General features: G+C 64.7%; 22 protein-coding genes, 1 tRNA gene and 1 pseudogene. 6 read left to right on the forward strand and 18 right to left on the reverse strand.

Annotated features, from left to right (window positions below; genetic code table 11):
* Positions 1–187: 187 nt before the first annotated feature.
* Both AVW09_RS04425 and AVW09_RS04430 read right to left on the reverse strand, forming a co-directional pair.
* A complete protein-coding gene (locus AVW09_RS04425; RefSeq protein WP_063256866.1) occupies positions 188–571 on the reverse strand; it encodes an RNA-binding S4 domain-containing protein in 384 nt (127 codons plus the stop codon).
* 38 nt (positions 572–609) lie between these two features.
* Entirely contained in the window at positions 610–1,188 is a 579-nt protein-coding gene (locus tag AVW09_RS04430; RefSeq protein ID WP_063256867.1) for a GNAT family N-acetyltransferase, read from the reverse strand.
* Between the two features lie 203 nt (positions 1,189–1,391).
* Here AVW09_RS04430 and AVW09_RS04435 point away from each other — a divergent pair.
* A tRNA-Pro gene (locus AVW09_RS04435) sits at positions 1,392–1,468 on the forward strand.
* Here the strand turns inward: AVW09_RS04435 and AVW09_RS17150 are convergent.
* The 11 genes from AVW09_RS17150 to AVW09_RS04490 form a co-directional block, all read right to left on the reverse strand.
* Entirely contained in the window at positions 1,431–3,248 is a 1,818-nt protein-coding gene (locus AVW09_RS17150) for a recombinase family protein (protein ID WP_082822809.1), read from the reverse strand. The genes AVW09_RS04435 and AVW09_RS17150 overlap by 38 nt on opposite strands.
* 126 nt (positions 3,249–3,374) lie before the next feature.
* Entirely contained in the window at positions 3,375–3,821 is a 447-nt protein-coding gene (locus AVW09_RS04445; RefSeq protein WP_063256869.1) for a hypothetical protein, read from the reverse strand.
* Positions 3,818–4,675 carry a replication-relaxation family protein gene (locus AVW09_RS04450; protein WP_063256870.1) on the reverse strand — a complete coding sequence of 286 codons (858 nt, stop codon included), beginning with the start codon at positions 4,673–4,675 and terminating at the stop codon, positions 3,818–3,820. Before AVW09_RS04450 ends, AVW09_RS04445 begins: the two co-directional genes overlap by 4 nt.
* A 217-nt stretch (positions 4,676–4,892) precedes the next feature.
* Positions 4,893–7,067: a type IV secretory system conjugative DNA transfer family protein gene (locus AVW09_RS04455; protein ID WP_063256871.1), complete on the reverse strand. Its 2,175-nt coding sequence runs from the start codon at positions 7,065–7,067 to the stop codon at positions 4,893–4,895.
* Positions 7,060–7,311: a hypothetical protein gene (locus tag AVW09_RS04460; protein ID WP_063256872.1), complete on the reverse strand. Its 252-nt coding sequence runs from the start codon at positions 7,309–7,311 to the stop codon at positions 7,060–7,062. Before AVW09_RS04460 ends, AVW09_RS04455 begins: the two co-directional genes overlap by 8 nt.
* Before the next feature lie 28 nt (positions 7,312–7,339).
* Positions 7,340–7,534, reverse strand: coding sequence for a hypothetical protein (locus AVW09_RS04465; RefSeq protein ID WP_063256873.1), 195 nt, complete (start codon positions 7,532–7,534; stop codon positions 7,340–7,342).
* Positions 7,535–7,584: 50 nt separating this feature from the next.
* Positions 7,585–8,259 (reverse strand): MT-A70 family methyltransferase, encoded by a 675-nt coding sequence (locus AVW09_RS04470; RefSeq protein ID WP_082822810.1) that lies wholly within the window; start codon positions 8,257–8,259, stop codon positions 7,585–7,587.
* A gap of 326 nt (positions 8,260–8,585) precedes the next feature.
* Positions 8,586–8,870 carry a hypothetical protein gene (locus AVW09_RS04475; RefSeq protein WP_156495964.1) on the reverse strand — a complete coding sequence of 95 codons (285 nt, stop codon included), beginning with the start codon at positions 8,868–8,870 and terminating at the stop codon, positions 8,586–8,588.
* A gap of 10 nt (positions 8,871–8,880) precedes the next feature.
* Positions 8,881–9,189: a hypothetical protein gene (locus AVW09_RS04480; RefSeq protein WP_063256875.1), complete on the reverse strand. Its 309-nt coding sequence runs from the start codon at positions 9,187–9,189 to the stop codon at positions 8,881–8,883.
* A 60-nt stretch (positions 9,190–9,249) separates the two neighbouring features.
* On the reverse strand, positions 9,250–9,429 hold the full coding sequence (locus AVW09_RS04485; protein ID WP_063256876.1) for a hypothetical protein: 180 nt from the start codon (positions 9,427–9,429) through the stop codon (positions 9,250–9,252).
* Between the two features lie 181 nt (positions 9,430–9,610).
* A complete protein-coding gene (locus AVW09_RS04490; RefSeq protein ID WP_063256877.1) occupies positions 9,611–10,135 on the reverse strand; it encodes a hypothetical protein in 525 nt (174 codons plus the stop codon).
* A gap of 91 nt (positions 10,136–10,226) precedes the next feature.
* On the opposite strand from AVW09_RS04490, the gene AVW09_RS17555 reads away from it, so the two are divergent.
* Positions 10,227–11,684, forward strand: coding sequence for a hypothetical protein (locus tag AVW09_RS17555; RefSeq protein WP_156495965.1), 1,458 nt, complete (start codon positions 10,227–10,229; stop codon positions 11,682–11,684).
* A gap of 168 nt (positions 11,685–11,852) precedes the next feature.
* On the opposite strand, the gene AVW09_RS17560 is transcribed toward AVW09_RS17555, so the two are convergent.
* The 3 genes and pseudogenes from AVW09_RS17560 to AVW09_RS18425 form a co-directional block, all read right to left on the reverse strand.
* Positions 11,853–12,401, reverse strand: coding sequence for a hypothetical protein (locus AVW09_RS17560; protein WP_156495966.1), 549 nt, complete (start codon positions 12,399–12,401; stop codon positions 11,853–11,855).
* Positions 12,402–12,813: 412 nt separating this feature from the next.
* Complete coding sequence (locus tag AVW09_RS04500) at positions 12,814–13,362, reverse strand: hypothetical protein (protein ID WP_231901770.1); 549 nt, start codon at positions 13,360–13,362, stop codon at positions 12,814–12,816.
* A gap of 6 nt (positions 13,363–13,368) precedes the next feature.
* Positions 13,369–13,584: pseudogene (locus AVW09_RS18425) on the reverse strand (uL30 family ribosomal protein); the annotation flags it as partial.
* Positions 13,585–13,972: 388 nt separating this feature from the next.
* Between AVW09_RS18425 and AVW09_RS04505 the strand changes: the two are divergent.
* Complete coding sequence (locus tag AVW09_RS04505; protein ID WP_063256880.1) at positions 13,973–14,581, forward strand: hypothetical protein; 609 nt, start codon at positions 13,973–13,975, stop codon at positions 14,579–14,581.
* A 31-nt stretch (positions 14,582–14,612) separates the two neighbouring features.
* Here the strand turns inward: AVW09_RS04505 and AVW09_RS04510 are convergent, their stop codons facing one another.
* Positions 14,613–14,894, reverse strand: coding sequence for a helix-turn-helix domain-containing protein (locus AVW09_RS04510; protein ID WP_156495967.1), 282 nt, complete (start codon positions 14,892–14,894; stop codon positions 14,613–14,615).
* Positions 14,895–15,036: 142 nt separating this feature from the next.
* Here AVW09_RS04510 and AVW09_RS17565 point away from each other — a divergent pair, with 142 nt between their 5' ends.
* The gene (locus AVW09_RS17565; protein WP_156495968.1) at positions 15,037–16,257 is read left to right on the forward strand and encodes a hypothetical protein; all 1,221 of its coding nucleotides are present in this window, start codon (positions 15,037–15,039) and stop codon (positions 16,255–16,257) included.
* A 205-nt stretch (positions 16,258–16,462) separates the two neighbouring features.
* Positions 16,463–16,807: a histone-like nucleoid-structuring protein Lsr2 gene (locus AVW09_RS04520; RefSeq protein ID WP_063256883.1), complete on the forward strand. Its 345-nt coding sequence runs from the start codon at positions 16,463–16,465 to the stop codon at positions 16,805–16,807.
* A gap of 976 nt (positions 16,808–17,783) precedes the next feature.
* Here AVW09_RS04520 and AVW09_RS04525 read toward each other — a convergent pair.
* Positions 17,784–18,017 (reverse strand): DUF2188 domain-containing protein, encoded by a 234-nt coding sequence (locus AVW09_RS04525; protein ID WP_063256884.1) that lies wholly within the window; start codon positions 18,015–18,017, stop codon positions 17,784–17,786.
* A 138-nt stretch (positions 18,018–18,155) separates the two neighbouring features.
* Between AVW09_RS04525 and AVW09_RS04530 the strand changes: the two genes are divergently transcribed.
* The gene (locus AVW09_RS04530) at positions 18,156–19,157 is read left to right on the forward strand and encodes a hypothetical protein (RefSeq protein ID WP_063256885.1); all 1,002 of its coding nucleotides are present in this window, start codon (positions 18,156–18,158) and stop codon (positions 19,155–19,157) included.
* Positions 19,158–19,226 lie beyond the last annotated feature (69 nt).

A 19,226-nucleotide genomic window follows, 5' to 3' on the forward strand; every position in this document is an offset into this window, starting at 1 on the left:
GGCTGAGATTGTGCGGATCGCTGATCTTGTGCGGATCACTGAGGTTGTGCCTCGCGGGGCGAGCGCGGCGGTCGGTCAGTGATCTGCACTCGCTCAGTTGCGCAGGACGGAGTTGGGCTGAGGTTGTGCGGATCGCTGAGGTTGTGCAGGACCGGGTGAGCGCGGCAGTCGCGGAGGGTCTCCGGGCTCAGTCGAGGTCGCGGCCGCGCAGCTTCTCGATCTCGCGGCGGTCGCGCTTTGTCGGACGTCCCGCGCCGCGGTCGCGCACCGGCACGAAGGGCATGCTCTCGCGGGGCGGCGGCGGGGGAGTGCGGTCGTCGGCCGCTTCGGCGACGAGGGCCGCGCCGACGCGCTTCGCGATGGTCTTCTTCACGACGAGGATGCGGTCGAAGCCCTGGATTCGCACGCGCAGCTCGTCACCCGGGCGCACGGGCTGGGCTGCCTTCGCGCGCTCACCGTTGACGCGCACGTGCCCCGCGCGGCACGCCGTGGTCGCGGCCGACCGGGTCTTGTAGACGCGGATGGCCCACAGCCACGCGTCGACGCGCGCGGTGGGTGTGGCATCCGTCATCGAGGCTCCTTCGGGAACCTCCATCGTAGGTCGGGGGATCAGTCGCGGAGCGTGAGGGACACGAGCGCGCGGTCGGGCTTCGGCCGGTCGATCACGGTGAAGCCCGCGTCTTCGAAGACGGCGACCGTGCCGCGGAAGAGCTGGTTCGACGACCTCTTCGCGGCGGTGGGGTCGAGCGGGTACCCCTCGACGACGCGGGCGCCGCCGTCGCGGGCGGCTTCGACCGCGGCATCCAGGAGGCTCTTCATCAGCCCGCCGCCCCGGTGCGCCGTTCGGACCACGAAGCACGTCACCGCCCAGACGGAGGGGTCGTCGAGGGGTTCCGGAGTGGATGCCGTGACGTCGCGCGTCCGGGCGAGCCGGGGTTGCGCGGTGCGCGGGCCGACGCGGACCCACCCGGCCGGCTCGCCGTCGACGTAGGCGATGAGCCCCGGCGGGAGGTCGCCGTCGAGCTCGGTGCGGAACATCTCGGTGCGGTCGGCGATCGACGCGTCCTTCCACGGACCATTGGGCAGCAGCCACCACTGGCACTGGCACTCGGACCCGTCGCCGCTGTCGAGCGCGCGCTCGGTGTCGTCGAAGCGGTCGCCGGTGGCGGGAAGGATCTCGATGGCCATGCCGCGACCGTAGCGAGGGGGTCGGACACGGGCAAGGGATGCCAGCGGGGGTCGATCGCGCGAGGTTGCACGACCAAAGCGTCCGACGAGCACTTCGGCGCGACGGAACGGATGCCGAGCGCCCGGCACACGCCCGGGACGGCGCCGGTTCGCGGGACGTGCGTGGAGCGGGTAAGATAATCGAGTTGCCCGCTCGCGGGCGACGGGATGTGGCGCAGCTTGGTAGCGCACTTGACTGGGGGTCAAGGGGTCGCAGGTTCAAATCCTGTCATCCCGACCAATTGACTGTTACTCAAACCATTGGACGAAGAGTCCCTTTGGGTGGTCGAAAACGGAGAGCCTTCCGCGGAAACGCGGGAGGCTCTTTCGTTTGCGGCGTGGGTGTTCGTCTGCCAGTCGTGGAGAGCTTCGTTGACGTCGGTGCGGATGGGGCGAATGTGGAGACCGTCGTCTTCGACGTACACGATGAGGCGCTGGAAGAACGCGGCCAGGAGGTCACGTCGTGTGTTGCCTGCGAGGCTGACGTACAGGTCTCCGGGGTTCTCGAGGAGGTCGACGTAGGCGAGTACTCGTTCGGCGCCTGATCGAAGGTGCGTCTCCGTTTTCACGAGACGCTCCTTGATCGAGGCTTTCTGGAGGGTGATGTCGTTGAGTCTGCCGCGGAGCTTGTCGCTGGGCATGGTGCCGTCTGCTGCGAGGTCGATGAGTCGGTCTTCTTGCGTTTCGAGGGTGGTCAGTTGCTTTCGCAGGCTGTCTTTGAGTTCGCGGTCGGCGGCCTGCAACGTCTCCATGGCGCGAGTGACCTCGCGTCGGATCGTGTCAACGGATTCGGTGTGGAAGCGTTCGGCGGCGACGGCGCGGGCGACGGCCGTTTCGATGTCGTCCAGTCTCATGGTGCCGATGGTGCAGTTTCCGCGTTGTTTGGCTGCGCAGAGGTAGTACTCGTACGTGCCACCGTTGCCGACGTTCTGGCTGTAGACGAGCCGGCTGGTGCGGCCTTCGGATTCGCACTGTCCGCACGCAAGGAGACCTTTCAGGTAGTGGAAGTGGGTGATGTCTCGGTCGCCCTTGCGGTTGCGTCGGTCGAGGATCTTCTGGACCGTAAGAAACGTCGTCTTGTCGATGATTGCCTGGTGGCGTCCCGCGTAGAGTGCACCCTTGTACCGGATGGTGCCTGCGTAGTACGGGTCGCGGAGGATCTTCGCGAGAGCGCTGGGTGAAAGCGGTCGGGCGGGTCGCTTCGATGATGGGCGGGTGGTCAGTCCCTGCTCCTCGAGGAGGCCGCACAACTGCCAGATGGAGTACTGGTCGGTCGCGTACTGCGCAAACGCCCACTGCAGAATTGGGTAGCGGTCAGGGTCGAGGTCGATGGTGTTGACTAGGCGGCCGTCGAACTCCTTGCGGACGTTGAGGTAGCCGAGCTTCGCCCGCCCGACGCTGCCGCCTCGTTGGACCTTATGGGCCATCTTGACCTTGATGTCTTCACCAGACTGGCGGACTTGTACCTCGTTCATGATGTCGGTGATGGCTTCCATGGCGTCGCCCATGTAGTCGTCGCCAAACTTCTCTTTCGCGGAGACGAGTGTGACGTTCTTTTCCCTCAGTCGGATCTTGGTGACGGCGGCATCGAGGTGGTTGCGGAAGACGCGAGAGCGCATGTAGATCACCACATACCGCACGTCGGGGTGCTCGTCGATGTAACGCATCATGCGCTTGAACTCCGGGCGCTTCTCGATCGACTGCGCCGAGTGACCTGGGTCGACGAACTCCTCCACGACCGTGGCTCCGAGTTCGCAGGCTGCGTCCCTCGCCCATTGCCGCTGAGTGGCGATGCTGTTGCCGTCCGCGTCGACGTCGGCACCCGTGTTGAGCTGCCGGACCGTGGACACGCGGAGGTAGAGCACGGCAGTGCCCTGCTTGGAAGCTCGGGGCTGCGCAGCCGTGTCGAGTGCGAGGTGTTCGAGCCCGGCGATCGTGTTGATCGAACCGACGGCCGCAGGAGGTGGCGCTGGCCACGAGTTGTCCTCGAACGTGGAACTCGTTGTGTTGGTGATGGTCATAGTTGCTCCTTTCTGCCCATCGTTCGGGCGGACTTGGCTCCTTGATTTACGCTCACTTCACCTCTTAAGTCGAGATGCTTGGTGTTGTGGAATTGTCCCCACTGACCTGGGGAAAACTTGCTTCCGCTACTTGTTGAAGACGTGCCACCAGCCGTCGAGGTGGACGACGTCGTAGGTGTCGAGGATGTTCTTGTCGACGGCGGCGTGGTTCCAGGTGAGGTGATCGTCGGGGATGCCCTGCTCACTCAGGACCTTCTCCAGCGCCTCCAGCCAGCCGAGGCCGTCGAGGACGTCGCGTCGGAACTCGGCGAAGGTTTCCCAGGCGTCGGCGTAGCTGTCGTAGAAGCGCTCCAGGATGTCCGGAGCCGCGACGTTGGTGTCCGGGAGTAGCAGGTACGCGGCGAAGGCCGAGCCACTCTCCTTAACGCCTTGGAGGATCCTCAGGGCGTCGTCGGGGTCACGGAGACTGGCGAGCGAGCGCTCGACGGACGCGGCCGCCTCCGGCCCGAACGGCGCCTTCTCGCCCGAGTCGGATGGTTCACGGTCAGCTGGGGATGGGAGCTCGGGGCTCACGGCTTCCTCCTTCCTTCGGGATCGGTCGGCTGCGTAGCGAAGGCATCGGGGTCCTCGAGCACCTCCGAGAGCTGCCCCGTCGTCGCACAGACGAACAGCCGACCGTCGAGCTCCGGGGCAGTCTGGATGGCGGCGTGGAGGCGGTCCACGCGGGCCTGTGCGGGCAGGAGCCACAACACGCGGGGAAAGACCTTGTGTTCGGCTTGGGCGCGGCCGGTGGCCCTATACGCGGCGTAGGTGCGGCTCTTGGCGAGCAGGACGGGGATGCTCTCGGTGCCGAGGTCGACTTCGAGGTACCAGTGGTCGTCGTACTCCGGGGTGGCGAGATGGGCGTAGAGGTCGGGCTTGAGGATGGTCGAAGTGCCTGCTCGCGTCAGGAACGGTCGCCAGGAGTCGGGTTCGACGTCGATGCGTTCGATGGTGACGGCGCCGGTGCGGGCCTGGCGGATGAGGGCGACGTGGGCTTCGGTGACGGCGAGCGTGTGGGTCAGGAACGGGGTGGAGACGGCGGCGAAGCGGCGTCTGCGGGCGCCTTCTGGTCGGGTGAGGCGTTCGCCGGGAGCGTCGAGATACCAGATGCTGGCGGCGGATCCTCGGCTGGTGCCACCGACGCGGCGCTCCAGGCGAGCAACAAGCCGGTTGTGGAGGAGCCGGTGGAGGACGCGGATGCAGGCCCGGGTACCGGCGGTGGGGGTGGCGTGCTCGGCGAAGAAGACATCCCTCAGCTGAGTAGTAGTGGCGTAGCGGTGTCGATTGAGGAAGGTCAGGATGTCGTCGTCGCGGGGCGAGAGTTCCGAGCGCAGCAGGAGCAGCTTCGACGGTCCCGCACCAGTGCGAGGCAGGCGCATCGTCATGAGTGCCTCCCTCCATGGCTAGCCCGTCTACGTGACGGTCCTGCGGGTTGGTGGGCGGTCTGGGACTCCGCCAGGGGCGGAGTAGTCCGCTCCCAACTGAGGCCAGGAGCCGCAGAATCACGCGGGAAACGCGGAGTGGAAGCGTCAGCGATCGGACGGTCGAATGGACGACCGACCGGACATCCGTTCCCTCTTCTCATGGAGCGAAGTTCGGCAGTCATGGGCGGGCCTTTCGGCGTCGCCCGATGGGCTCATCGGTCGCGGCGTCACCCTCTTCACCCTGCTGTCGTTCAAGCATCACCCTGTCGGCGTCACCCTCCCCGTCAGCGGCCCGTGTGGTCTGCTCGCCCGTGAGCGTGATGGCTCCGTAGCGGGCACGGCTTTCAGCGAGGACAGCGTCGGGGTCGGAGATGGCGGCCGGTGGCGGCAGGGTGGCGGCGGAGAACCAGCCGGATTGCACCCCGCCCGCCATGAGGTCGACGTAGACGTGGAAGGGTGGCAGCTTCATCACGTCCTCCGGGGTGAGGGCGGAGTGCCGGGTGACGGCGGCGGCATCGACGGGGTCGGCTTGGAACTGAATCTTGTTGCGGGCGTTGGCCGCGATCCCGGCGAGCAGGCTCGTGGGCATCTGGGCGCGGTGTTGGTGGGCGAGGTGCCAGGCGACGTTCATGGACCGTGACTGTTCGAGGGCTTCGCCGAGGTCGGACTCGTGACGCACGAACATCTGCGCCTCGTCGAGGTAGATCGACACCGGACGGCGCTCTGCCTTCGGCACGTCCGCCCGGGCGAGCGTCAGCTGCCACAGCTGGGATACGAGCAGCGACCCGACCAGCTCGGCCGCGACGGGACCGAGCAGGCCGCGGTTGAGAGGGGCGACGAGGATGCGGGGCTTATCGAAGAGATCGCGGAGGTCGAAGCGCGGTGCAGCTTGGTCCAGTACCGCCCGGATCGAGGGACGCAAGAGGAACTGGCGCAGTCGGGTGAGGACGGGGCCGATCATGGCGGAGCGGGCGCCGGGGGTCGCGGCGTCGTACTGCGCCCAGAACTCGGCGAGCGACGGGTCGGTGACGTCTTTCGTGAAGCTGCGCCGGTAGCGGTCGTCTGTCAGCAGCCGCGGGAGGTCAGCGAGGGTCGATCCTTTCTTCCCGGCCAGGGTGAGAAGGGAGGCGTGGACGGCGTCGCTGGTGCGTGGGCCGAACGCTGACGGGAACAGGCTCCGGAAGACGGCGAGGAGCCGGTCGGCGACCAGCGGTGCCTGTTCGCTCGCCCCGGCGAACGGGTTCAGACCGACCGGGTCCGGGGTAATCGGGTCAAGGACAACAACGTCCTCGGCGCGGTGCTCGGGGATGACGGTCAGGACGTCCATGGCGAGGTCGCGTTTGGCGTCGATGACGACGACGCTGCGGCCTGCGGCGATGTCGGCGGCGATGAGGTTGAGCAGCACGGTGCTTTTGCCGACGCCGTTGGGTCCCATGACGTGGGTGTGGCGGACGGCGTCCTTCATCGAGATCCCGACCGGCAGGCTCGGGCCGGGGGCGCTGGTGGTGGCGAACACACGCTCCTTGCTCGGCGTGTAGCCAGCAGGTGGAGCGATCAGGCGTGGGTAGATAGGTGGCATCCCGGGAAGTACCGTCTCGCCCGTGGGCCAGCCGAGGAGGCAGAGGGCTTCGGCGGCGGTCAGGCGCAGCGGCTTCTTCGCCGGGATCACCGCCTCATCGACCAGCTCTGGGCGGTCGGAGACGAGATCGATGCGGGTTGAGCCGGTCTGCAGCTGACGGAGGGCCGCGAGGACGGCGTGGACGAGGAGACGGCGACGGACGGGGCTGGGCGCGGTGACGCCGATGCGGATGGTGGCGCGGAATCGGTACTGGGCGAGCTTGTCCCGCAGATCTGCCCGGATTTCCAGGGGTGCGGGGCGGCTGCCTTTGGTGATGAGGTCGAAGAGGCTGAGGTTCGGATCCGGGGTGGAGGCTGGCAGTGCAGCGGGTGGGACGCTGGCGCCGAGGATGACCTGCAGCACCAGCACGTCGCCCTTCCCGACCGCCCCGGAGAGAGCGGCGTAGAGGGCGCGGAGGGCAGCGCCGGTGGTGTCGAGGCTGAGGCCGAGGTTGCGCTGCCGAATCCGCACTCGCCCCGACCGCTCCACCGGCACACGGTCGGCGTCGAGGTCGGTGACGGCGACGCCGGGCAGGAGCCGCTTGAGGCTGCTGCTGATCCCCGAGAGCGTGGTGCGGTGCCCACCCATGAGGTGACGGATGGTGCCGCCTTCGGCGCGGGCTTCGAAGACGACCGGGCCGCGGGACTCGTCGGCGGCCAGGGTCTCGAGGAACCCGAGGGCGGTGGCCGTTTCGAAGGGACGCCGCCAGTGCAGTTGACGCCAGGTGTCAGTCATCGGCGTCCCCGTCGTTCTCGTCGTCCGTCGACGGGACGCTGACGCCGTCGATCTCCGTGTTCGTCGTGGTGGTGCCGTCGTTGTTGTCGACGCGGCGCTTGGCTTCTTCCATGGCGGCGTGCTCGAGGAGGGCGCGGGCGAGCTTGTCGTAGTCCGGGTGCTCACGTCGTTCCCCGCGGACACGGATGCGGTACTCGCGGCGCGGACGTCCCCGTCCCCGCTTCGGTGACGATGACCGGCTCATAAGCGGGCCCCCTTCACGATCGAGTGCGTCACCAGCGGTCGCGGCGTGCTCGCAGCCACCACACCACCCCGCCCACCAGCAGGACGACGGCGAGGAGGACGAGCAGCCAGACCCAGATCTGCTGGATCAGCCAGACCGCCGCCCACAGCAGCAGGGCGATGAAGAAGACGGTCCAGGCGAAAGCCTTGGCGGCCTCGAGTGGGCCGCGGTCGGAGGAGGACATGAGGGGCTCCATTCAGAAGGCGGAGAAGAAGGTCGAGTTGGCGCAGGCGGCTAGGCATCGGCTGCCTCCTCGGTGACGGCGACCTTCGTGGTGTTGGTGTTGGTGTTGGTGTTGGTCTTGGTCTTGATGTCGCTGGGCACGGGGTAGCCAGGGATGGTGATGTCGGAGTCGACCTGATTGCCCCAGACGTGAAACCCGTGGGCGGGGCGACGGGCGAAGAGTTCCAGGTAGGGGCCAGGGCTCAGTCGCTGAATCATGACGTGGACCTCCTCCGGCTTATGGGAGTGGTCCTGGCGGGGCAGCATCGTGAACGATCGCTGGCCGCGGAACTTCACCGGCAGCTTGCCCTTCACGCCGAGCAGCAGCGTTTCGTGGGCGTGGCGGAAGTACTGGCCGAGGCCCATCTGGTCTTTGCCCCAGACGAACTCGTCCTTGAACTCGAACCCCCACTCCCGCATCACGTCCTCGGCGACGTAACGCGTAGCCGGGTAGCACCAGAGGTAGAGGTGGGCGTTGTCGGCAGCTAGGGCGCCGATCGGCATCGCTTTGATGCGCTCGAGGGTCATGAGGGCGTACTTGGAGGCTGCGCCGTACTTCCCTTGCTGACCGGTCGGCCAGGGCGGGTCGACGAGGATCGTCGTGTAGCGCGCCGAGTCGTCCGGAGGCGTCCCGTCGGAGATGCCGACGTTCTTCAACGGCTCGGCGTTGGTGTTGGTGGTGTGCATGAGAATGTGCTCCTTCCCGCAGCGGTTGTTACCCGCTGGGAATGACGGCGACTATCGGGGCCGTGCGGGGGCTGCCCCCTGGTTATGCGCTCTCAGCCGGGCTTCAGCAACCGTCCGATCGCGCACCCGCCGATGCCGTGGTCGCGGCCCACAGAGGTGGGGGTGTGGATAAGCGTGAGCGTGTTGCGAAAACCACAACCACGCCTCCACAGATGACGACGGCCACCGGCACGAACTCGGCCAGCGGCTGTAGAGAGGAGGACCGGGGCGGGCCGTGTAGCACCGTCCTGCGGTAGCGGATAACCCGCCCCGGTCGGTTCGGGGACCTACTCCTTCGGTACCTCGCCGCGGGCCAGGTACGACTCGCGGATCAGGGCCTTGCGGGCCTCCAGCGCGTTGCCGTTCAAAGCGGAAGCGAGCTGGAGGATCGTCTGGCGGAGCTCGGCCTGCGTGCGGTCGAGCTCCGCCTCGATACGGGCACGCTTACGGTCCCGGCGTCGGCCGATCCACTGCTCCAGCGGCTGCCGGCCGAAGGCGATCACGAGGACCACCGCGACGTAGACCGCGAAGATGACGGCATAGACACCGAGGATGCTGAGCACTTCGACCACGGGCACGTCATCACAGCCGGGAGATCGCCTGCGCGGCGCCAATAGTGAAGGCGTCGACGACGTGCTTGTAGCGGGCCTCGCCGAGCGGGGCGACCTGGATGAGGTGTTGCTCCAGTGCCGTGAGAGCACCGACGTTCTGCAGCACGGAGTTTGTCAGGAACGCACGCCCCTGCTCCTTCACCTCCGCCACGATCGCCTGCGCCTGAACACGCTCCGCCTCGCGGCTCGTCTGCCGCTGCATGCCAGCGCTCATCTGAGCAAGCCCAGTGGAGGTGAAGGCTGCACCCAGTTGCGCGAGCTCGTTCTTGGTACCGATCATTCTCAGTTCTTCCTTCCTTAGAGGCGGCCTCCGGCCGCGGTACTCTCTAGACCGGTCGACCTAGAGAAGCTTGGCAATGAGGCGCATGAGCACCTCGAGTTCGTCGAAATGTTCGTTCGCGTCCTGCAGGACGTCAGCGTTCGGCGTTTCGGCTTCGCTGTCCCCGTTTAGGGCTTCGACGGCGGCGGTTAGCGCCCGAATGGCGGAGATGAGATTTGCGATCAGTTCGTTGTGGTTCACCAGGGCTCCAGTGAGGGACGGCGGAAGCGGACATCGCCCACGTTCCCTGTCCTCATTCCCTCGGCAACCGCGAGGATTTTTTTCTTTCGAGGGAAAGGAAAAACGCCTGCTCGCGGGGGTGCGAGCAGGCGTGAGTTGGCCCAGCTGACTGGTGTGTGTTGATGCTTGTTAGCGCCAGGTTTCAGAGGAAGCTTTCTTCCTTCCATCCCGGCAAGGCTCTTGTAGCCTTCGCGTGTTCGTAGTTGGAACGGTCGAAGGCGGGATGAGCGAAGAGGTCTGCCTCCGACCCTTCCCTTACAAGGGTGCCCATCATGTAGATGCCGTTGACGGACCAGCGTGCGCGCTGGTCGTCGGTCGGTTCCCTGCGCGGGAGAAATTCGATCTGCACGTGCTCTTCGGCTCTGTCATCGCCGACCCACAGGCCGATTGCGCGGATGACGGTGAGCAGATAGAGGTCGTAGGTGGGACACGCGAGCACTGCATTGCCGTAGATAAGCCAGGCGAGCAGGAGATCAGCGAAGCAGCGGACGACGCCTTCTTGGACGAGTTCTGTCACTCGTCCGTACGCGAAGTTGTCGAAGCCGCGGATCGCGTCGCTCGCTTGCAGAGGGAAGTAGGTGCTGTAGCCAGGTGAGTAGAGGAACCGCATGTGTTCCGTCGCGAGCTCACCTGGATCGTTCTGGTCGTTTGTGTTGTCGCGGGCCATGGTGGCCTCCTTCAATGGGGGCCAACCCAGTAGCATGTTAACATATTGCTTGACTTTTGTCAAGCAGTTTGGCGACCCATAGAATGCCGCCATGGTGGGCGCGAACGATTCGGACGATAGCGCCGCACGTGCCGGCTCGGAAGCTGAGATCCCACCGGCTGGCGTGATGAGGACGGGCCTTGTCGCCCAGGATCTGCAGGACCTTCTTGCCAGGTACCCAAGCTTTCGCCTGCAGCAAGGGCGCAATGTGAAGCGGGCTGCGGAAAGCTGGCTGCAAAGCGTCGGCGTAGAAGACGTCGATGCGGAGTCCGTCCTTCGAAGCGAGCTGACAGTGATCTTGTCGGAGCCGCTCGCCGGCCGCGGCGAACTCCTCGCGGCGGGTTGGCTTCTCCGCATGCGGCCAGCGCATGACCTGGACCAGGCACAAAAAGATCTCGGGGGCCGAGCAGTCGGTGCCGGATCGATGTCCGCACGGAAGGTCGACGAAGGACTAGAGAAGAAGACTACGTCCGCCTTCCGGCACGTTGCCGCGCTCTGCTTGGAGCGCTGGTCGGAGCAGTGGGCGGCTAAGCCACTGAAGGAGCCGCGAACGGCGTTTCAGCCTGGAGAAGACGGCCATACCCCTCGCACGCGTGCAGTTGCGTCCGCTCTAGCTGAGGCACTTGACGAGAGATTCAACGACTTGAGGTCCAGTCCAGCGAAGCTTCGTCAGCGTCGCATGGCGTGGAGAGGAGACGCACCGTCATCGCCTTCCAAGCCGGAATCCCTCACGTGGAAGCAGAAGATCGCGCATCTAACGTGGGCATCGACACGTCGACGAGTGATCACGTCCACCGTCGTCGGACTCGCGGTGTTGGCGTTCGTCATCGCAGGACTCGTTGCTAATGCAGCATTTGGAGGCCCCCCACCCCTGACCCGCACGGACGTTGTCGTGTACAGACCGACTCTCCCCACGACGCTCCCTGAAGCAAGGGGCTCTCGTTACACCGACCTGACGTGCATGGAGTCCAACACATCACCTCGTCGAGACGCTCGGCTCTGCGTCACCGTGAACCTCGGACCAGTTTTCGACCCCTGCTTCGAGATCGACGAACACTACGTATCGTGCCCTGATCCTGCTCTATCCGATCGTGGGCAAGCCTCCTACGTCGTCGATGACCGGATCCGCCCCGTCATTGAAAATGTGCAGAGGCGGAACTACCCGGTGGACCGACAACTCTCGATCGACGCCGCCGTACACGAGTCGCGCCCGTGGGCAATTGCACTGAAAGACCCGCTCAGTGGCGGCAATCGGGTGTGTATCGCGAAGTACGACGACATCCTCAGTCCGCTTCCTGTGAAGTTCGCGTGCGTCAAATGGGAGACGAGGTACGCCCTCGACATCGAGGCACTCATCGATGGCACCGATCGGGGCGCGACGTTGAACTTCACCGGCGACTCAACCATCGTCTTCGACCTTGATCAATCCAAGCCCGTATGGACGGTGCGTGCGCCTGACGGCCCGGACGGGGTGTACGGCGAAGTTGAAGTAGCAGCGGCGTACTTCTAGATTGCGGCGACGGTCGCTCATGCGCCCCGATCAGCGCGCAGAGATGCTCGGGATGAACGGCAAAATCTGGTCGAAGGAATCTCGATCACCTCGCAGATTGCAAGCACTGGCGCCGGCCGCGGATTCGCAGCCGCTTCGCCTGTCGTCACTACCCGACCCTGATCCTGGTTAGGGGACTCCAGGAACCGCGGGCGCAGGTGAGGTGCCTAGGAGCGCGCCCACGCACACGATACCGAGCGCGGCACAGACGTTGAGGCCGGCAAGTATTACCGCGGAACGACTGATGCCGAGCCAGCGCGAGTCTACGTAATCGGACGAACTTCGTGTCCACAATGCAACCGCGAAAGCAAGCCCCACTCCAACGGAAAGAAATACCAGTATTGAGTACCAAACGGATTCGACAACAAGACCGCTCCCGAGGACCGCCGAAAGGAGAGTGATACTCCCTGTGAGGGCATTGGCTCCCTCTGCGTTCTTCGAATTAACACGCGCGATTGCATCGGCTTTATAGCCGTCGGGTATCAAGTCGCGGGCGAGGCGTTTGGGCCGTAGATGTGGAGATATATGGGCCTCGAAAGGAGGCACCGCCTCCGCAGCCTCAGCCGCCTCGAAATGAGCGCTGGTTATGTGTCCGCTTAGCCTTCGCACTAGAGCCGACAGTATCTGCGCCAAGGCTGCGGCGAGAAAAGGCAAAGCCTTGACCACATCTATGTTCACGGTTGGCAGGTGATGTATGCAGAGTCAAGCTGTGTCGTATCCCACGCCCCCCGCGCGCCAAAGCGCCAATCAATGTTCAACGCGATTTCCACGACGAGTGGAGTGGGATGCCCGCCCGCTTGATACTGAATCTCCTCGATGCCAATGTGCACACCACTCGGTTGCAGGTGAGCGACGGTCTTGGCTTCCGGCTCCGCGCTTTGCGGATACCATACGCGCGAGTCCTGTGATCGAGACCAGGCCTGCACATGGTACGGGCGGTTGGTTTCGTTCCGAACAGTCAGTTCTTGATGTGCGACCGAGTTGTCAGAGAGGTGCGACAGAGCAACTCCCGTTGTGCCCCGAAGCGCAAGTTCAAGCGTAAATCGCGGACGTGATGCCATACTTCCCCCCGGTAGCTACCTCGCAGCAGCTACCCCGCCACGGACTTCACGATCTTATCAGCCATCTGGACGACTGAATTCGTCGCCATTGCGCCGATAGCCCGAGTTACCACTCCAGATTGATCGGGCGAAAAGAAGACCGAAGCCTCGGAGAAAGTACTCAGCTGCGATAGCTCTTCCGTTCCAGGGGATGGCGTCCACACCAACGCCAGTCCGGACTGATACTCGATTCGGAGGAACGTCACGGCTTGCGGCTTCGAAAGCGCGAGTTCACGGGCCCGCGCCGCAGTCACCGGCAAGGACGGCTTGTCGTCAAAATCGACGAGCCCGCGATGGTGGCTGTCCGCCGCACCGAGTACAGAGTCAGCTGCGGTGATAAGTTCGGGCAAAGTTTTGTCGCTCGACCACAGAAGCGAGGTGCCCTTGTCGCCCTTGCTCCACTCGAAGTACTGGCCATCCTTGAGGACTTTGGAGCCCGCCTCACGCTTCCGCATCTCGTTCTCAATGGCGCCGCTCATGAATACGTCACCCTCTGGTTCCGCCCGCTGAACATCGAGAACGGGGTAGACGTTGACCAAGTGCTGCACCTTCCGGACCTGGCCGACGAACCATCCCTCGCGGGGGCCCACAACAGCCCGGCGCCTCTTTCGGAGCCCAAGCGACTGAAGGACCCTCTTCTCACGCCACGACGAACCAATCGAACTCTTAACGAGCACGACCAGGACATCCTGTCCCCCCGCCGACCTGCGGGCTCGATTGAGATGTCGTCTCTGCTCAGCGGCACGTAGCGGACGTCGCACGCCGCGAGGTATCGGAACGGAGCGATCATCACTCCGCCTGACTTTTTCCGCGAAGACTCATCCCCATCAGACCACGGAACCTCTCCGCCGAAACTTCCCCCGGTGCCCCCAAGCGAAGAGAGAGTTGGCGCGGTCGGCGCAACTGCAGTCAGCGTTCGGGGTTCAGTTATAGCATGATGCACTACACTCATGGTCTCACAGACCTCTCCTGGCGTCAAGAATCGGTTCCTGATCAGCCCTTTTAGTGCCTGAAGTCGCGAACTCTCAGTGCGTTCAGGCTAGCTGTGGCGCGCGCCGACAGCGGGATAATGTCGGCGTGTCGCAATGCTCATTTCCGAAAATGAGCATTGCGTTGAGCGAACCGCGATGACCTCCGTACCATGACGACGTGGAGGTCACGAGCGGGGATGAGATCGCGCGCGTTGTCAGCGCAGCGACGCTCATGCCACTCACGGGCCTATCGCGGCAGAGCTTCGACCGACACGTCCGCTTGCGTATCCTGCTTCCGTCGATCGACTTCAAGCGCGAGGCGACAGACTCCATCACTCAAGATGTCCCTCCCGCCAATGGGGCGGTCCGCTACTGGGAGTTGTGCGATGCACTGCGCAACGTCAGCATCGCGAACATCTGGAGACGCCTATACCGACAGACGTCCGTGCTTCACGACTTTGCGTCTGTCGCAGTACCTGATGGCGATCTGGAAGCGGCCACCCACCGCAGGATGCTTCTCTGGACACAAAAGCCTGGATCGCGTGGCGCGCTCCGCACGCGAGCCGATCGCCAACTTGCCGTCGTGACCGACGATGGCGAGCTACTGCGCACGACCGAGACCTTGCTACCCCTTCCAGGCTTCTCCGAAGGCCCCGCCGGCCTCGACGCCGACTACGAAACAACTCCGGCTGAATGGCTAATCGAACTGCAAAGCAAATCGTCGCTTCGGAATCTCGACGAAATTCGACGCGACCCCCGCCTGCTTCGCAAAAGGGACGACAGCTAGCAGCTCAAGCGCGGCTAACGACCGGGCGGCGTTAGCGCCAGTCAAATCGCGGCGGCGGAGGCAAGATCTCTTCAATCATCACGTCGATCACGCCGCAGATCGCAAGCACAGTAGCCAGTCGGGGATTGGTCGCTGCGCCACCCTTCGTCACCGCGCCCCGCTCATACTGCTGATACGCGTACAGCGAGATCCCCGCCCGCTCCGCCACGGCTTCCTGCGTGAGCCCCAGCACGTCGCGTCGCCGCCGTAGGTTCATCCCGAGCGCCCGTGAGAACTCCGCCCATTCGGGCGTGCTTGCGGGATTGGTGCTCACCGCTCAAGCCTGAAAGCAAGAAGAGTTGGTGGTAACCAATAGAAATTGGTAATCTCCGGACGTACCCTGCCTGCCGTCCTGGACAGGCGCACGCCGGCCAGCCGTGTCCGGCGTCCATTCCGCACATCCTGGGGGATCCGCCATGACCCGTACTCGTCACCACTCCGCCTGGAGAAGCCGTCTCGCGCGGCTCCTCTCAACACTCTCCGTCGCCGCCCTGGCCCTCGTAGGCGTGATCGTGGGTGCCACGCCCGCTCAGGCAGCACCCGTCATCACGGACCCTGCCGTCGGGGCGAGCTGCTACTTCAACTTCCTCCGCATCGAATCGAGCGGCTACGCGAAGCTCGGTGTAGGCGACTCGATCGAAGGCAGCCTGGTCGTCGATGGCCAGACCTACCGCACCGAGACCAAGACCCGCCCGACGGCATCCGACGACGACTACTTCCCGCTCGACTTCGGAGGCCCCTGGCTCGACGACGACAACACCCACACCGTGGAGATCGTCGTCAACGGCACGACCGTCGCCTCCGGCAGCTTCTCCTACCTCACCTCCTGCAACCCGCAGCCCGTCGAGGCGACCGCCACGTTCGGTGACCCGATCTGCACGGACTCCACCGCCACCGCCCCCGTGGACATCACCACCCGCGAAGGCGAGACCCTGAACTTCACCGTCACGGCCGAGTCCGCGGACGGCACCACGACCTACACCGACCGCCCGGCCGGCGAAAGCGGGAAGGTCCACTTCGACATCCCGCTCGCCACCGAGGGTGCGACGACGCTCAGCATCGTCCAGCACTACCGCCCCACACTCACCGCGCCCGTCGACGAGCACGTCTACACGCTCCCCGAGGACTGCAACACCCCCAGCCCAAGCCCCACACCGACCCCGACTCCGACTTCAACCCCCGAGCCGACGTCAACGCCCACTCCGGAGCCGACCGATACCGCTTCTCCGTCGCCGACCGCTTCGGCGTCTGCTAGTTCGGTCTCCCTGTCCGCAGGCACGGTCACCCGGGGCTCCCAGCTGACGGTGAGCGCCAGTAGCTTCGCGGCCAATGAGCCGGTCGAGATCTGGCTCCACTCCACACCGGTCAAGCTGCTCTCGACCACGGCCAGCGCCGACGGAACGGTGTCCGCGACCGTGACTATCCCGTCCGAGACGGAGATCGGCGCCCACAAGATCGAGGTGCGCGGCACGACCAGCGGGTCGGTCTACGCCGCCCTTACCGTGATCGACGGCCTCGCCGTGACGGGCTTCGACACTACGGCCACGACCCCGGCAGGGATCGGGGCGAGCATGCTGCTCCTCGGTGGCATCGTCGTCGTGCTGATCGCTCGCCGCCGGGCGAAGACCGGCTCGTAGCCGAGCCCCAGCCGCATGATCAGCTCGGCCCGTCGTCTTCGTCAGGCGGCGGGCCGGTTCCTTTGCATTCCGGAATGGAAGAAGCGTTCCGAACGCGCGCACCGTGCGGTCCCGCAAAGGCTTGACGAACATTCCTCGCAATACACAAGGACCAAATGCGGGGATAGCGCCAGCTCAGTTATGGAATCAAAGGTACGGTAGGCATATGGCCACCCGACACATTGCCCAGCTCATCGACGATCTCGACGGCACCGTTCTCGAAGAAGGCGAAGGAAAACAGGTCACCTTCTCGATTGAGGGCCGCTCCTACGAGATCGACCTCTCCGACGCCAACGCCGACAAGTTCTACAGCGCTCTCGCGCAGTTTGTTGACGCCGCCCGCTCGATCGGCTCCGCTGGCCGCCAGTCCACCGCCCGCGCGCCCCGGGCGAAGAGCGACCTGGATCTCGCGGCTGTCCGGGAATGGGCACGCGCCAACGGGCACACCGTCAGTGACCGCGGCCGCATTCCGGCCACTGTCGTCGACGCCTATAAGGCCGCCACCGCCTGACGGCTCGTTGGTACGCTGCTAACTACTCGCCGACCCCCAACTGCGAGCACGACGCCTCCGCCTTCTTCGCGGAGGCGTCGTTCTATGCCTGGGGCGGCCGGAATCGTTGCCGTAGAGGCAGCGCACATCGCCGTAGCGCCACCTCCGATGAATTCTCGTCGCGGGAATCCCGACGGCGGTGCGCTCCAGCCAAAGAGGGTGGACACCAGCAAGTTGCCCTCGCGGCGCAACGGTACCTCCGCCTCGATTCGCCCAGGACTAGCCTCGCCCCGCGCGTGGGTCCCGGACACGAGCGCGGAAAGCCGATGACGATGTCGGAGGTGTGGTCGACGATGTCTCCCATGGCACACGCAGATTGGCGCGAACCTGTTCGCCTACTCAGACTCAGCCTTACGCCTGCCGCTGCGCATCAGCTGGCGCTCGCCACGTTGGTTGGATGCACCCTCGATGCCGACCTGCCTTTCAACGTGGCAACGGCGCGACTTGAGGCGTTCCTCGAGCCGAGGATCCGGGGGACCAATCATGCCGCGGCAGCACCGACAGAACGACAGATGCGGTTCCTCACCGAACTCTGTCCTAATTTCAGTGTGCGTGACGAGAGTCGCGCTGAGATCTCTGCCTGGATCGGCCACTACCTCGCGCGTGCCACTATCACTGCGCATGAGAAGTTGAAGCTGAAGAGCGGTGACGTCGTCCAAGTAAGCCGAAGCTACCGAGTGATCTGCACTGCGGAAACACGTCCCGAACTGGCCGTCGTGTCCAGCATCGGCGCGAACGGACGCGTGTACCTCAAGGGTGGTAACGGCGCAGGGGCATGGCCCACCGAAGTACAGCACCAAGCTCCCAGCGGAGGGGCAGCACGTATTAATCCCGGAGTTGCGAGACGCCTCCCGTAACTCTCCTGGCGATCGAGATAGCCATGTCCGGACGAGTCGAGCCCACCTCGTGATGCTCAAGGTGGACTCGACTCATGCACTCAACCCTTCGGCGGGTACGGATCCTTCTTGCCGACAGTGTCCGTGTTTCGGATTTGGTTGTTGTCCTTGCGGTGGTCGCGGACCTCACCGCCGCCGCTACGGGTTGCGAACCCCACCGCAGCGTCGTGCGCTTCAGCCTGCGTGCCGTAGCGGCCGGCCGCTTGCGAGGCACCCTCTCGTTTGGCGCTCCAGTCGCCCTTGTCCTTGTCGTACTGCACGTCGTAATCAGCCATCGTGGCCTCCTTCAGGTAATTGCTGGAGTGCCGATGGTAGGACAGACCCCCGACATTTTGGCGGTTCGACCGAGCCGACATAGACCCACAGAGCACCTCGCGCCCCTCTGAGCACCCGAGCGGCGCAATGATGACCTCATGCTGCGCGTCTATCTCGACCAAAACAAGTGGATCGACCTTGCCCGTGCGGCCACCGGCCATCCAGCAGGTGACCGCTACACAGAGGCGCTAGACGCCGCCCGCACTGCCGTCGCGGCGGGCACGGCATCATTTCCGCTCGACATGATTCGCTATGTCGAGACCGGCAAGCGCTCCAATGACCGGTCCCGGAACGACGTCGCCAACGTGATGATCGAACTCTCAAATCGACACACAATGGCGCCCGGACGATACGTGCTGCCCGCCGAACTGGACCGCGCGCTCAAGGCTCGCTACGGTCGCCCCGAGGAGCCGCGCCATCCTGCAGTTTTCGGAACCGGGATCCAGCACGTAACGAACTGTCAGGTCGTGTTGCCCGAACTCGACATCAGTCTGCTCCATAGCTCCGGGAACAATATTGACGCTTCGAACTACCCCAAGGTCCAGGAGAGCTACTCGAAGCTTCTTGAAGCGGAACTGCTGCGGGTCGGTCCGGCGATGGCACGCCTCGCGGGCGTGGATGCGGACACCCGCCATCTCGATCAGCAATATATCGATCACGAGAACAAGATCGCCTCGGAGATCAGGGCAAGAGGGCTGTCGGGACCCATTCTCGATCTCGCCGTGCGCGCATCCGACCTCGGTGATATCAGGCCCGCGGTCACCGAGGCGGTCGAAAGTATCGGTCTCACGTGGGACCGCTTCGTGGAGGACCTCGGTCCTGCAGGAGTGGTCGAGTTCATGGACGATCTGCCGACGCGGCATGTCACGAACGTGATGCGAGGAGCAAAGCTCCGTCAGACAGAGCAAAGGTGGGAGCTTCACGACCTCAACGACATCCTTGGGCTTCCCGTAGCAGCGGCGTACTGCGACGTGGTCGTCACCGAGAAGCAGTGGGCACACCGGTACACGCAGGCGAAGATCGAGGCTCGGTACGGCACCACCATCCTTCGAAGTATTGCCGATCTGACTGCCGTCCTGCAGCGTGCCGCCACCGCGTGATCTTGATGGAGCGGCGACATGGGTGCGCGTGTCGCGTCAGGGAGAGGCCTGTTGTCCGAACTCCGTCAG

Source organism: Microbacterium sp. T32, from assembly GCF_001619615.1.
In the GTDB taxonomy this organism is placed as follows: Bacteria; Actinomycetota; Actinomycetes; order Actinomycetales; family Microbacteriaceae; genus Microbacterium.